This is a genomic window from Paraburkholderia adhaesiva (assembly GCF_021390575.1).
Lineage (GTDB): Bacteria > Pseudomonadota > Gammaproteobacteria > Burkholderiales > Burkholderiaceae > Paraburkholderia > Paraburkholderia adhaesiva.
The window spans coordinates 701,727-714,931 of record NZ_JAJEJQ010000002.1; the positions used below are offsets into that span (position 1 = coordinate 701,727).

Annotated in this window: 10 protein-coding genes; 7 read left to right on the forward strand and 3 right to left on the reverse strand. The window is 62.9% G+C overall.

The genetic code is table 11. The annotated features are described in order from the left end of the window. Positions 1–282: 282 nt before the first annotated feature. Positions 283–720: a carboxymuconolactone decarboxylase family protein gene (locus L0U80_RS18725; RefSeq protein ID WP_233868256.1), complete on the reverse strand. Its 438-nt coding sequence runs from the start codon at positions 718–720 to the stop codon at positions 283–285. Positions 721–875: 155 nt separating this feature from the next. Here L0U80_RS18725 and pdxR point away from each other — a divergent pair, with 155 nt between their 5' ends. The 3 genes from pdxR (at position 876) to L0U80_RS18740 (ending at position 4,258) form a co-directional block, all read left to right on the forward strand. After that, positions 876–2,357, forward strand: a complete 1,482-nt coding sequence (gene pdxR / locus L0U80_RS18730; RefSeq protein ID WP_233871425.1) for a MocR-like pyridoxine biosynthesis transcription factor PdxR — start codon at positions 876–878, stop codon at positions 2,355–2,357. 277 nt (positions 2,358–2,634) lie between these two features. Beyond that, positions 2,635–3,078, forward strand: coding sequence for an HU family DNA-binding protein (locus L0U80_RS18735; RefSeq protein ID WP_233868259.1), 444 nt, complete (start codon positions 2,635–2,637; stop codon positions 3,076–3,078). A 280-nt stretch (positions 3,079–3,358) separates the two neighbouring features. Next, positions 3,359–4,258 carry a LysR substrate-binding domain-containing protein gene (locus L0U80_RS18740; protein WP_233868262.1) on the forward strand — a complete coding sequence of 300 codons (900 nt, stop codon included), beginning with the start codon at positions 3,359–3,361 and terminating at the stop codon, positions 4,256–4,258. Between the two features lie 217 nt (positions 4,259–4,475). Here the strand turns inward: L0U80_RS18740 and L0U80_RS18745 are convergent, their stop codons facing one another. Together L0U80_RS18745 and L0U80_RS18750 are read right to left on the reverse strand one after the other, a co-directional pair. Further along, positions 4,476–5,678 (reverse strand): porin, encoded by a 1,203-nt coding sequence (locus L0U80_RS18745; protein WP_233868270.1) that lies wholly within the window; start codon positions 5,676–5,678, stop codon positions 4,476–4,478. 231 nt (positions 5,679–5,909) lie between these two features. Further along, complete coding sequence (locus tag L0U80_RS18750) at positions 5,910–7,313, reverse strand: YhjD/YihY/BrkB family envelope integrity protein (protein WP_444544284.1); 1,404 nt, start codon at positions 7,311–7,313, stop codon at positions 5,910–5,912. Positions 7,314–7,532: 219 nt separating this feature from the next. On the opposite strand from L0U80_RS18750, the gene fdnG reads away from it, so the two are divergent. From fdnG to fdhE, 4 genes are all read left to right on the forward strand, one after another. Next, positions 7,533–10,604, forward strand: coding sequence for a formate dehydrogenase-N subunit alpha (fdnG, locus tag L0U80_RS18755; protein WP_233868276.1), 3,072 nt, complete (start codon positions 7,533–7,535; stop codon positions 10,602–10,604). A gap of 10 nt (positions 10,605–10,614) precedes the next feature. Beyond that, the gene (gene fdxH / locus L0U80_RS18760) at positions 10,615–11,556 is read left to right on the forward strand and encodes a formate dehydrogenase subunit beta (protein WP_233868279.1); all 942 of its coding nucleotides are present in this window, start codon (positions 10,615–10,617) and stop codon (positions 11,554–11,556) included. Beyond that, the gene (locus tag L0U80_RS18765; RefSeq protein WP_233868282.1) at positions 11,546–12,169 is read left to right on the forward strand and encodes a formate dehydrogenase subunit gamma; all 624 of its coding nucleotides are present in this window, start codon (positions 11,546–11,548) and stop codon (positions 12,167–12,169) included. Before fdxH ends, L0U80_RS18765 begins: the two co-directional genes overlap by 11 nt. Positions 12,170–12,270: 101 nt before the next feature. Next, on the forward strand, positions 12,271–13,203 hold the full coding sequence (gene fdhE, locus L0U80_RS18770; protein WP_233868285.1) for a formate dehydrogenase accessory protein FdhE: 933 nt from the start codon (positions 12,271–12,273) through the stop codon (positions 13,201–13,203). The last annotated feature ends 2 nt before the right edge of the window (positions 13,204–13,205 follow it).

Below are 13,205 nucleotides of genomic sequence, written 5' to 3' on the forward strand. Positions count from 1 at the left end.
CCCGTCGATGTCCACTGTATCGCCGCGCTACGACGCGCTTGTGCCAAAAGACGCGTAAAAGCTGCCACGACCAGCGCTGTGCGTGAGCGCCTGGTGGTCAGCGCGCATCATCGCAACGCTTCGCACATGCACCGTGAAAATGGGAACTGAGGATGAACCAGGCAGACACACGCGGCACGCTTTCAGGTGCCGCTTAAAAGGCGCCTCAAACGTGCTGCGCGTATAGGCACCTGATCGTCCAAATGCGCGCCCTGGTGCGCATCCTGCTGCGCACCAACGTTCTTACGCAGGCGTTTTGCGGAACGAAATAGCGATGCGGTTCCAGCCGTTGATCGCGATGATGAGCATGGTCAGATCGGCGATCTCCTGGTCGGTGAAGTGGGGTTTCACACGTTCCCAGACCTCGTCGGGGACGTGCGCCTGCGAAACGAGCGTGACCGCTTCGGTCCATTCGAAAGCCGCGCGCTCGCGTTCGGTGAAGAAAGGCGTTTCGCGCCATACCGATACCGTCGCGAGCCGCCGGTCGGTTTCGCCGCCCTTGCGTGCGTCGGCGGTGTGCATGTCGACGCAGAACGCGCAACCGTTGATCTGCGACGCACGCAGCCTCACGAGTTCCGCGAGCGGTTTCTCGATCGAGCTTTTGCTCACGCGCTCTTCGAGCGCAATCATTGCCTTCGTGCCCTCGGGGCTGACTTTGTAGAAGTCCAGACGTGCCTGCATGACCATTCACCTCATTGGAAACCGCGGGTTGAACTGCTATTCGGAAGACCACGGGAGTGACTTTAGGCTTGCGGATGGTGCGCTCATATAGCCATTCTGGCAATATTTCAGGTGACCACTTCGACAGCCACTTCGACCTGTTCGTCACCGCCTTCATGGAACTCCACATCACGGTCTCGGGCCGTCGCGATCTGGCTGGCCAGATCTATAAACAACTGCTCGCGGGTATCGTCGACGGGCGGCTCGCGGGAGGCACGCGGCTGCCGTCCACACGCGATCTCGCACTTCAGCTAGGCGTTTCGCGCAAGACGACGCTCGACGTGTTCGAACGGCTGCTAGCTGAAGGCTATCTCTGCGCGCGACGCGGCTCGGGTACGTTTGTCGCCGAAGCGCTCGAACGTCTGCCCGCGCGTGAGCGCGGCCACCCCAATGCCCAGATCCGCGCCGCGACCGAAGATGCTCGTGCGGCGAAGCCGTCGCGTTCAGCGCAGGCGCAACCGTGGTGGCAAGCGCAAGCGCAGGCTGCGCCAATGCCGCGTCCCAACGCGCGGCTTGCGTGCGATTTTGCGGGCGGTGTGACCGACAAATCGCGCTTTCCCTTCGACGTCTGGCGGCGCTGCATTACCGACGCCCTGCGCGTTCAGGCGCGCGGCCTCGGTATGTACCGCGATCCAGCGGGCGAGGAGAATCTTCGGCTCGCGGTGTCGCGCTACCTGGCGTTCAATCGCGCGGTGCAGTGCAACTGGGAGGACGTGATCGTCACGCAGGGCGCGCAGCATGCACTCGACCTGCTTGCGTGCGTGACGCTGCGTCCCGGCGACGTGGTTGCGGTGGAGGACCCAGGCTATCCGCCAGCACGCGTCGTGTTCGAGGCGCGTGGTGCGAAGGTGGTGTCCGTGCCGGTGGACGGCGAAGGGCTCGTCGTTGCACGGCTGCCGGATGCGGCGCGCCTCGTCTACGTGACGCCTTCGCATCAGTTTCCGCTTGGCATGCCGATGAGCCTCGCGCGTCGCGTTGCGCTGCTCGAATGGGCCCAGGCGCGCGGCGCCGTCGTCGTCGAAGACGACTACGACAGCGAGTATCGCTTCGAAGGCCGCTCGCTCGAGCCGCTCAAAAGCCTCGATAACGCGGGGCTCGTCGCCTACGTCGGCTCGTTTTCGAAGACCGTCTTTCCCGAGTTGCGCGTCGGCTACCTGGTGCCGCCCGCCACGCTCGCGGCACCGCTCGTGCGAGCGCGTCAGGTGGGCGACTGGCACGGCTGCGTGCTCACGCAGACTGCACTCGCGAACTTCATGCTCAATGGCCATTTCGCTCGGCACCTGCGCCGTATGCACCAGACCTATTCGGCGCGGCGCGAAAGGCTGCTGGCGCATCTGTGCGGCCCGCTTGCGCCGTGGTTCGAACCGGTGATGCCGAGCACGGCGGGCCTGCACCTCGCCGCGCGGCTCGACTCAACCGTCGACGAAGCGGCACTCGTCGAGGCCGCGCGTGCGGCGTCTGTCGGGTTGCACCCTCTCGCACCGTTTCATGTGAAGTCCCCTGTGCAGCGTGGTTTTCTGTTCGGCTATGGCGGTGTCGAAGTCGGTCAGATCGATGCCGCGATGGCGTCGCTCGCGTCGCTGATGCGCTCGGGCTGACCGTCGAGCGAGCGTAAAGCGCCATACGGTCGGCGTTTTTGCGATGAGCGCGGGCGGCGGTATGTCTCCCGGTCGGGGTATCCGGGTATGTCATGCGCACGTTTACCCCTGTAAACAGGTGTCAAAATGAGTCCGGCAGTCAGCGCCGCGCAACAAATTTGCATTGACGATGCAAAAGAGTCACGCAAAACGCTTGCACGCTTGTAGAATCCGCCGTTGAAGCACATGCATTCCGCGGTGCTTCGCTGATTCACTGACCAACACTGGTAGGAGAAACATGCCGACTTCCGCAAAGAAAGTGGCCAAAAAGGCAGCTGCCCCGGCCAAGAAGGTTGCCGCAAAGAAAGCCCCCGCCAAGACGGCTGCAGTTAAGAAGGTCGCCGTGAAGGCGTCCGGCGCCCCGTCGCCGATCAAGGACACCTTCACGAAGGCCTCGCTGGCTGCTCACGTCGCTGAGCGTGCAGGCGTCGAGCCGAAGGCCGCCAAGGCCGTCCTCGCCGCACTGGAAGACACGATCCTCGGTTCGGTCCACAAGAAGGGCGCAAAAGAGTTCACGCTGTCGGGCCTTCTGAAGATCGTCGTGCAGGACGTGCCGGCGAAGAAGAAGCGCTTCGGCAAGGATCCGTTCACGGGCGAAGAGCGCTGGTTCCCGGCCAAGCCGGCATCGGTGCGTATCAAGGCTCGTGCGCTGAAGAAGCTGAAGGACGCAGCCGCTGCCTGATTGCCGGGCGCCGCGGCCTTCGGGTTGCGGTGCACCTGAAGTACCCAGAAAATCCCCGCCGGTGTCATGCCCGCGGGGATTTTTCATGGGCGTTTGTTTCGCGATGCGCTGGGCGGAAGGGCGAATGGGCGCGAGATCTTCTGAGGGTGATCAACTCATACGCAAATGTTATGACATGTTGTCCGGTATGATGGTGCCTAATTTGTGCGCATTTTCTGAATATCTGCGCGGTGATTTGCTAACGATTTAATCGCATCGCAGATATTCATTCTCGAATGTTATGACCATCGTCGACCTCCACATTCGTCAAGTTGAAGCTTTTCGCGCCGTCATGCAGCAGCGCAGCGTGACACGCGCGGCTGTTTCGCTGGGCGTATCGCAACCGGCGGTCAGCCGTTTGCTGGCCGACTTCGAGGCTAGCGTTGGTTTTGCGCTATTCGCGCGCCGGCAAGGCCGGCTCGTGCCGACCGCCGAGGCCTACGTGCTGAACGAAGAAGTCGAGCGCGCGTTCATCGGACTCGAACGGGTGGCACAAGCGGCCGGACAGATTCGCGAGCGCCGGCGCGGTGCGTTGCGCATCGCTGGCACGTTCGATCTTGCCGCCGACTTCCTGCCGAGGGTGATCGCGATGTTCGCCCACGAGCACGATGGCGTCGATGTGACGCTGCTCGCGCTCGAACCGGCAGCCGTCGTCGAGCACGTCGGCGCGCAGCGCTGCGATCTGGGCTTCGTCATGCCGTCGATCGTGCATCCTCAGGTGCGGCTGGAGGCGCTCGGACAATGGCCGATGCGTTGCATCGTGCCGCGCGGACACCGGCTCGCGCGCAAGCGCATCGTGACCGCCGCCGACTGTGCCGGCGAAACGTTCGTTTCTTTTCTGAAGTTGAGTGAGCCACGCACGAAGATCGACCGCCTATTCGCGGACAGCGGCGTGACGCGGCAAATGGGTGTCGAGGCGGCGCTTGCCCAGTCGATAGTTGCGCTCGTGGAGGCGGAGGCGGGGATCGCGCTGGTCGATCCGTTGAGCGCCGCAGGCGCCGCGGCGCGTGTGGTGGTGAAACGCTTTTCGCCGGAGTTGCCGGAAACGGTTCACGTCGCGCGTCTTGCGGAGCAGCCGCAGTCGATGGTGGCCGACGCGTTCGTTCGTCACGTTGTGACCGTTCTGGGCCACCTGCGCTGACTTTCGCGCCTCACCGACGGTCTATGCGAGCGGACCGCACGGATCCGGAACCCGGGGCCAGCGCAAAAGTGCGCGGCCAATAAAAAACCAGCCCTGGCTTGCGCCGAGGGCTGGCTGGTACAACGTGTGGTTTTTAGCGGCCACGCCGTTTTCACACAACTGGAACCGGTCTGGGACCGGTTCCAGCACCGGTCCGAAGCCCGGCTGTGCCGTTCTATTAGAACTTGTGGCGGATACCGACGTTGACCAGGGTCTGGTTGTTCGACGCCGAGTCGATGCCGTACGAGCCGACCGATGCGCCTGCCGTCGTGCCAGCCGGTGCGCCCGGCTGCTGGCCGCTGGCGTGCTGGTACGTGGCCACAGCGTAGAAGTCGGTGCGCTTCGACACGGTGTAGTCTGCGCCCAGTGCGATCTGGTTGTACGTGTTCGACGAGTCGCCCGAACCGTGCGTCCACGTGTAGCCGAGGCCCAGCAGGATTGCCGGGTTCAACTGGTAGCCGAGATAGCCGCCGGCGACGTTGTAGCGCTGGGTCGACGTGAAGCCAGAGAGTGCGTCCGCCTTGTACTGGGCGTTGCTGTAACGCGCAGCAATCGTGAACGGACCTGCAACGTATTGCGCTGCAATCTGAGCGGTACCGACCGACTTCGCCGAGACGTAGTGGCCGTTCACGTTGGCCTGGCCGTTGAACACGCCGTCCGACGTCGCGCCAGTCCAATCCGAGGTACGCGTAGCTGCGGTGCGCGCTGCGGCCGAGCCATTGTCTTGCATCAGGTAACCAGCGGCGACGGTGAACGCACCAATGCCGTAGTTAGCTGCTGCGCCCCAGCTTTGGCCTGCGCCGGTCGAACCAGCGACGCCGCCGAGTGCGTACATGCCTGCGAACTGGAAGCCGTTCAGAACCGGCGACGTGTACTTGACGACGTTGCTGAAGCGCGCGCTGTTGTCGTTGTTGTCGACGTCACCCGGGGTCGCGAACTGGCTGCCGAAGTAGCCGTCGGCGGTGATGCCTTGAACCAGGTCGGTCGTCGTGTCGTACTGGCGACCCAACGTGATCACGCCGTACTGGTCGGAGCTAACGCCGACATAGGCTTGACGGTTGAACATCGTGCCGGCCTTGCCGAGCGCGCCAGTGTTGAGGCTAAAGCCGTTTTCCAATTGGAAAATCGCCTTCAGGCCGCCGCCCAGGTCTTCCGTGCCCTTCAGGCCCCAGCGGTTACCTTGCAGGTTGCCGCCACCCAGGCCGAACACGTTCTTGTTGCCAGTGGGTACGCCATTAGCGTCGACGCCGGTTGCCTTGTTGTTCACGAACTGGACCGATTCATCGATCAGGCCGTACAGGGTCACGCTGCTTTGTGCATGCGCCACGCCGGTTGCAGCCAGCATAGCGAGCGAAAGGGTCGAGAGTGCGACTCGTTTCATTCTGTTTTCTCCACGCAGATGTGTATTTAGTTGTTGCGCGGTGGAGAATAACGTAGCACCTACAGAGTTACGAAACGAAAATAAATGAGTGTCGCAAAAACCTGACACAAGACGCTAACCCCTTGTGCGACGGGGAATTGGGCGATTATTCGCAATTCCGCAATATTGGTTTGCTAACACCGCATTATTGTTGTTTTTGATACAAACTAAAGTCCGATCGCTTCCTGCTCCCTACCTGGCCGACGGGCTGTCGGTCTGTCCGTCGACTGGCTCAGTGCCGTGTTGTTTGCCGCGGCGCCGTCCTGCGGCGGTTGTCATGGCAATCGCTGCCCCGGCCGCGAGCAGCACCGAACGCCATGGATGACGCTTGACGTACCGGTCGGCTGCAACGACCGTGCGGCCCGCGTGGACCAGCGTCAGTGCGGCGGCATACGTCGCGCCATCCTCCATTCTTTCGCCAGGCGTGTGCCGGGTTGATGTCCCAGCGCCGTCACGCTGCGCCAACTGGGTCTTTGTTGCGTTGCCCGGTGCCGTGGCCTGCAGCAGCGTTTCCGATGGTGCGTCAATCTGTCCCGATTCCCTTGCGGCAGACACGGGCACTTCGCCGGCGCCATCTACCGTGTTTCCGATCGGAACGGACGGGGCAGGGCCGGGCGCTGCCTGCCGCTCGGGCGGTTTGGCAATAGTGGACGCGGCCAGCACCGACGCAAGCTTGGCGCGGCAGCCCGGCTGCGTTTGTGTGAGGAAGCCCCAGGCGCCGCGCGGGTCGTGCAGGCGAGCGCGTGCTGCCGCGAATTCCGCGCCGAGCAGCAGAACGGCTGCCGAAAAATACAGCCACATCAGCAGCACGGCGAGCGAGCCTGCAGCGCCGAACGCCGTCGCCATGCCCGCGTGGGCGAGGTAGAACGCAAATAGCTTCTTTCCCGTCGAAAAAAGCACTGCCGCGACGATTCCCCCTACCAGGGCGTTGCGCCAGGGCACCTTGGCGTCGGGGAGCAGGTGCAGCAGCGCGGCGAACGCGATGGTCAGCACGACCAGCCCGACGGCGAGTTGAAGCGGGTTTCCGATAATCAAAAAAGGCGAGTTGCCCAGCAGCCATCGGCCGACGAACATGACGGCGGTATCGAGCACGAGCGAGACAATCAGCAGGAACGCGACGCCGAGCACGAGCGAAAACGACACCAGCCGTGCCCGCATGAGTGAAAGGACGCTCGACGTGCGCGTTCTGTCGGGCGGCCACACGACGTTGAGCGCGGAATGCAGCGAGGAGAATGTCGCGGAGGCCCCGACTACGAGAATCGACAGGGAGATGAGGGTCGCGATGCCGCTCGCGTTGCCCGCCCGGTAGGCGTTCGCGAGGATCGTCGTGATGGCGGCTGCTGCGTCGTCGCCGAGCACCTTGTGGACCTGGTGAAAGAGCTCACCGCGCGCGGCATCGGCGCCAAAGAACCAGCCCGCCACGGCAATCACCATCACGAGCGTCGGTGCGAGCGAGAACGCTGAGTAGAACGCAATGCTCGCGGCCATCTCGGGGCAGCGGTTGGCGAAGAACTGGCGGCACGCGCCGACGACCCAGGATGCCTCCTTGCGCGCGGCGGAATGCAGTCGTTCAGGTGAAAGCGTAGTAGCCATGATGTCCGTTCCGCGATCGGCGTTTAAGGCGGTCCGCAGTCGCGTCGAGTAGCGCGGTGCGGGCCGGTTGCGGCGCAGCATGCCCCCCTCCAAGTCATCTCAATATAGCAAGCACAATTCCCGGCCGCACCGGCGGTGCCTGCCGGTGTCACGTTCAGTGATCCGGAGCCGAAATCTGCCTATACTTCTTAGACCCACAACTCGAATAGCCGAGGACACACCATGCTGCAAATGTCCCGGCGTCAGTTCCTCAAGGTCACGGCGACCTCGCTGGCTGGTTCCAGTCTTGCGCTGATGGGCTTCGCGCCCGACACCGCACTCGCCGAAGTCCGACAATACAAACTGGCGCGTAGCACCGAAACCCGCAACACCTGTCCGTATTGCTCGGTCGGTTGCGGCATCCTGATGTACGGTCTCGGGGACGGCGCGAAAAACGTCACCACGAGCATCTTTCACATCGAGGGCGATCCCGATCACCCGGTCAATCGCGGCACGCTGTGCCCGAAGGGCGCGAGCCTGATCGACTTCATCCACAGCGAGAGCCGCCTCAAATATCCCGAGTATCGCGCGGCTGGCTCGAACGAGTGGAAACGCATTTCGTGGGACGACGCGCTCGACCGCATTGCGAAGCTGCTCAAGGACGACCGCGACGCGAATTTCGTCGAGAAGACCGAGGATGGCAAGACCGTCAACCGCTGGCTGACCACCGGCATGCTGGCCGCCTCGGCGGGCAGCAACGAGGTCGGGTATCTCACGCATAAAGTGGCCCGCAGCATGGGCCTGCTCGCGTTCGACAACCAGGCGCGTGTCTGACACGGCCCGACGGTGGCAGGTCTTGCCCCGACGTTTGGCCGTGGTGCGATGACGAACCATTGGGTCGATATTCGCAACGCGGACGTGATTCTGGTGATGGGCGGCAATGCGGCCGAGGCACACCCGTGCGGTTTCAAGTGGGTCACAGAGGCTAAAGCGCACCGCAAGGCGCGGCTGATCGTCGTCGATCCGCGCTTCACGCGCACGGCGTCGGTGGCGGACTTCTACGCGCCGATCCGCAGTGGCACCGACATTGCGTTCCTGGGCGGCATAATCAATTACCTGCTCACGAACGACAAGATCCAGCACGAGTACGTGAAGAACTACACGGACTTTACGTTCATCGTGCGCGACGATTTCGCCTTCAATGACGGCATTTTCTCCGGCTTCGATCCGCAGAAGCATTCGTATCCGGACAAGTCGTCGTGGAACTACGAGATCGGCGAAGACGGTTTTGTGAAGACCGACGAGACGCTGCAGAATCCGCGCTGCGTGTACAACCTGCTCAAGCAGCACTATTCGCGCTATACGCCCGAAATGGTGGAGAAGGTTTGCGGCACGCCGAAGGACAAGTTCCTGAAAGTGTGCGAGATGCTCGGCAGCACCTCGGTGCCGGGACGCGCGGGCACGATTATGTATGCGCTCGGCTGGACGCATCACTCGGTCGGCTCGCAGATGATTCGCACCGGCGCGATGGTGCAATTGCTGCTCGGCAATATCGGTATTGCCGGTGGCGGAATGAATGCGCTGCGCGGCCACTCCAATATCCAGGGGCTCACCGATCTCGGGCTGATGTCGAATCTGCTGCCTGGCTACATGACGCTGCCGAACGAAGCCGAGCAGGACTACGACGGCTACATCAAGAAACGCGCGCCGCAGCCGCTGCGGGCGAACCAGTTGAGCTACTGGCAGCACTACGGTGCGTTCTTCGTCAGCTTCATGAAGTCGTGGTGGGGCGATAACGCGACGAAGGACAACAACTGGGGCTACGACTACCTGCCGAAGCTCGACAAGCCCTACGACCTGCTCCAGACCATCGAGCTCATGCATCAGGGCAAGATAAACGGCTACATCTGCCAGGGCTTCAACGTGATGGCGTCGTCGCCGAGCAAGGCGAAGACCGTGGCAGCACTCGGCAAGCTGAAGTGGCTCGTCATCATGGACCCGCTCGCGACGGAGACGTCCGAGTTCTGGAAGAAGGTCGGCGACTTCAACGACGTCGATACGGCCTCGATCCAGACCGAAGTGTTCCGTCTGCCTACCACGTGTTTCGCGGAAGAAAACGGCTCGCTCGTCAGTTCGAGCCGCGTGCTGCAGTGGCACTGGAAGGGCGCCGAGCCGCCGGGCCAGGCCAGGAGCGATCTCGAGATCATGTCGGGCCTCTTCCTGCGCATACGCGCCGCGTACCAGAAGGATGGCGGCAAGTATCCCGATCCGATCGTCAAGTTGAGCTGGCCGTATTCCAATCCGTCGAGCCCGACACCCGAGGAAATCGCGAGGGAGTACAACGGCCGCGCGCTCGCGGACCAGACCGACCCGAAGGATCCGACCAAGGTACTCCTGAAGAAGGGCGATCAGCTTGCGGGCTTCGCTCAGTTGAAGGACGACGGCACCACGGCGAGCGGCTGCTGGATTTTCGCCGGCGCGTGGACCCAGGCGGGCAACCAGATGGGCCGGCGCGACAATGCCGACCCCACGGGTATCGGCCAGACGCTGAACTGGGCGTGGGCGTGGCCGGCGAACCGGCGCGTGCTGTATAACCGTGCGTCGTGTGATCTCGCCGGCAAGCCATTCGACCCCACGCGCAAGCTGGTCGGCTGGAATGGCGCGACCTGGTCTGGCGCGGACATACCCGACTTCAAGGTTGATGAGGATCCCGAACACGGCATGGGTCCGTTCATCATGAATCCGGAAGGCGTCGCGCGTTTCTTCGCACGCGACGGCATGAACGAAGGGCCGTTCCCCGAGCATTACGAGCCGTTCGAGAATCCGCTCGGCTACAACCCGTTCCATCCGAACAATCCGCAGGCCACGAGCAATCCTGCCGCACGCGTGTTCCCGGACGACCGCAAGACGTTTGCGACTGCGCAGTCGTTCCCGCACGTCGGGACCTCGTACCGGCTCACCGAGCATTTCCACTTCTGGACCAAGCACGCGCGTCTTAACGCGATCATCCAGCCGGAGCAGTTCGTCGAAATCGGCGAGGAGCTGGCGCAGGAAATCGGCGTTGCACGCGGCGAGCGCGTGAAGGTTTCGAGTAATCGCGGCCACCTGGTCGCAGTGGCCGTGGTCACGAAGCGCATCAAACCGCTCATCATCGACGGCAAGAAAGTGCACACGGTCGGCGTGCCGTTGCATTGGGGCTTCACGGGACTCACGAGACCGGGCTATCTGACGAATACGCTGACGCCGCCAGTCGGCGACGGCAATTCGCAGACGCCCGAGTTCAAGGCGTTCCTCGTGAAAGTGGAAAAGGCGTAAGGGGCGAGCTATGGCACTTCAATCACTCGACATCCTGCGCATTTCGGCGACCACGACGCCGCCACCCGGCGTGCGCGAGCCGGGCGCGGGTCAGGTGGCGAAACTCATCGACGTCACCAAGTGCATCGGCTGCAAGGCTTGCCAGACAGCGTGCATGGAGTGGAACGACCTGCGCGACGAAATCGGCGTCAACACCGGTGTCTACGACAATCCGCACGATCTCACGGAGCATTCGTGGACCGTGATGCGCTTCACGGAGTACGACAATCCGAACGGCAACCTCGAATGGTTGATCCGCAAGGACGGCTGCATGCATTGCGCGGAACCGGGCTGCCTCAAGGCATGTCCTGCGCCGGGCGCGATCGTGCAGTACACGAACGGCATCGTCGATTTCCACGAGGAAAACTGCATCGGGTGCGGTTATTGCATCACCGGCTGCCCGTTCAATATTCCCCGGCTGTCGAAAAAGGATCATCGCGTCTACAAGTGCACGCTCTGCTCGGACCGTGTAGGAGTGGGGCAGGAGCCCGCGTGCGTGAAGACCTGTCCCACAGGCGCGATCGTGTTCGGCACCAAGGAGGACATGCGCGAGCACGCCGCCGAGCGCATCGAGGACCTGAAGGAGCGCGGCTTCGAGAACGCGGGTCTGTACGATCCGCCGGGCGTGGGCGGCACGCATGTGATGTACGTGCTGCATCACGCCGATCGGCCGTCGCTCTATCACGGTCTGCCGGACAATCCGCGCATCAGTCCGTTCGTGCAGCTGTGGAAGGGCGTGGCGAAGCCGATCGCGCTGGCAGGCATTGCGTTCGCAGCGCTGATGGGCTTCTTCCACTACGCCACGAACGGCCCGAACGAAGTATCGGCCGAGGACGAAGAGGCGGCACGCGAGGAAGCGCGTCGTATCAAGGGCACCGACGGCAAAGGCGAGGAGCGCAACGATGAAAGATGAACCGAATGTGATCGTGCGCTACACCGAAATCGAGCGCGCCAATCACTGGATTACCGCGATTGCGTTCATACTGCTTGCGCTATCCGGTCTCGCGCTGTTCCATCCAGCGATGTTCTGGCTCGCCGGGGTGCTGGGTGGGGGCCAGTGGGTCCGCACGCTGCATCCGTTCGTCGGCGTTGTGATGTTCGCGTCGTTCCTGGTTTTGGTGATGCGTTTCTGGCATCACAACTACCTCGACGAATCCGATATCCAGTGGCTCAAGCAGTACCGTGACGTGCTCGCCAACCGCGAGGAGAAACTACCGGCACCCGGCCGCTACAATGCGGGCCAGAAGCTGTTATTCTTCACGTTGGTGGTTTGTCTCGTGTTGCTGTTCGCGAGCGGCATCGTGATCTGGCGGCGCTACTTCTCGGTCTATTTTCCGATCGAGATTATCCGTCTCTCCTCGGTTGTGCATGCGATCGTGGCGTTCGTGCTGATTATCGCCATCATCGTTCACGCGTATGCGGGATTCTGGGTGAAGGGTTCGCTCGGCGCGATGACGCGGGGTACGGTGACGTGGGGGTGGGCGAGGAAGCATCACCCGCGCTGGTTCCGCGAGAGCATCAAGTAACAGGCACGGTGCGTGCAGCCGCCTCCCCGGGCGGCCGCGCGTGCACGCAAGCCGCCGGCCCCGCAGGGCACGGCGGCTTTTTGTTTTGGAGGCTATCAGTCGTGACGCAACGCATCCTTGATCCCGGTGAGATTCAGGCGCTCGATCCGTCGGCGATTCCGCGTATCCGTCTACCCGAGCGCGCGACGCATTTTGCCGAGCGCGCCGCAAGGCTGCGCAAGCTTGCGGACCACAATCCGATCGGCGGATATGTGCGGCTGATGGCGGCGCTCGTCGACGCACAGCACAATGCGCTGGAGCACTTGAATGCGCAGATGCCCGCGCGTGACGCGATTGAGCATGCGCAACGCCATTCGATGCCGATCGTGCCCGCGCTGTCCGGCGCGCGCGATCCACAGTGGCGCGACGTGCTGCGCCGGCTGATTGATCGCGTCGAAGCGGCAGGTGCGATTACGCCCGCGCTGGCCAAAGTGCTCGATACCCTGCGCGCAATGAGCGATGCAGAACTCGATACGCAAGCCGATGCGTTGCTCGCACAGCGCTACGCCGAAATCGCACCTGCGACTGCACCGTTCATCATGGCCGCGCTGCAGGTGGTCTGGACCGACCTCGCGAGCCGGCTCGACGTAGCGGACGTGCCCTACGTCGACGCGCCCGGCGTGTGCCCTGTGTGCGGCGTGCCGCCCGTTGCGAGCATCGTGCGCGTCGGCGGCGCATTTCAGGGCTATCGCTATACGCAGTGCAGCCTGTGCGGTACAGAGGCGCACGTGGTGCGCGTGAAATGCACGAACTGCGATTCGACCAAAGGTATCGCCTATCACGGCATCGAGGGCGGCAGTCCCGCGCTGAAGGCCGAATCGTGCGACGAGTGTCACACGTACCGCAAGATCGGCTATCAGGAGAAGGATTTCGAATTCGAGCCGCTCGCCGACGATCTCGCGAGCCTCACGCTCGACCTCTTGATGAGCGATGCGGGCTACCAGCGCGCGAGCCCGAATCCGCTGTTGTGGCCGGAAGTGTCTGCCGAACAATAAGT

What these genes read in the sequence shown, in the direction of transcription:
- L0U80_RS18725 (WP_233868256.1), bottom strand. Translation starts at nt 720, where the DNA reads ATGCAGGCACGTCTGGACTTCTACAAAGTCAGCCCCGAGGGCACGAAG.
- pdxR (WP_233871425.1), top strand. Translation starts at nt 876, where the DNA reads ATGGAACTCCACATCACGGTCTCGGGCCGTCGCGATCTGGCTGGCCAG.
- L0U80_RS18735 (WP_233868259.1), top strand. Translation starts at nt 2,635, where the DNA reads ATGCCGACTTCCGCAAAGAAAGTGGCCAAAAAGGCAGCTGCCCCGGCC.
- L0U80_RS18740 (WP_233868262.1), top strand. Translation starts at nt 3,359, where the DNA reads ATGACCATCGTCGACCTCCACATTCGTCAAGTTGAAGCTTTTCGCGCC.
- L0U80_RS18745 (WP_233868270.1), bottom strand. Translation starts at nt 5,678, where the DNA reads ATGAAACGAGTCGCACTCTCGACCCTTTCGCTCGCTATGCTGGCTGCA.
- fdxH (WP_233868279.1), top strand. Translation starts at nt 10,615, where the DNA reads ATGGCACTTCAATCACTCGACATCCTGCGCATTTCGGCGACCACGACG.
- L0U80_RS18765 (WP_233868282.1), top strand. Translation starts at nt 11,546, where the DNA reads ATGAAAGATGAACCGAATGTGATCGTGCGCTACACCGAAATCGAGCGC.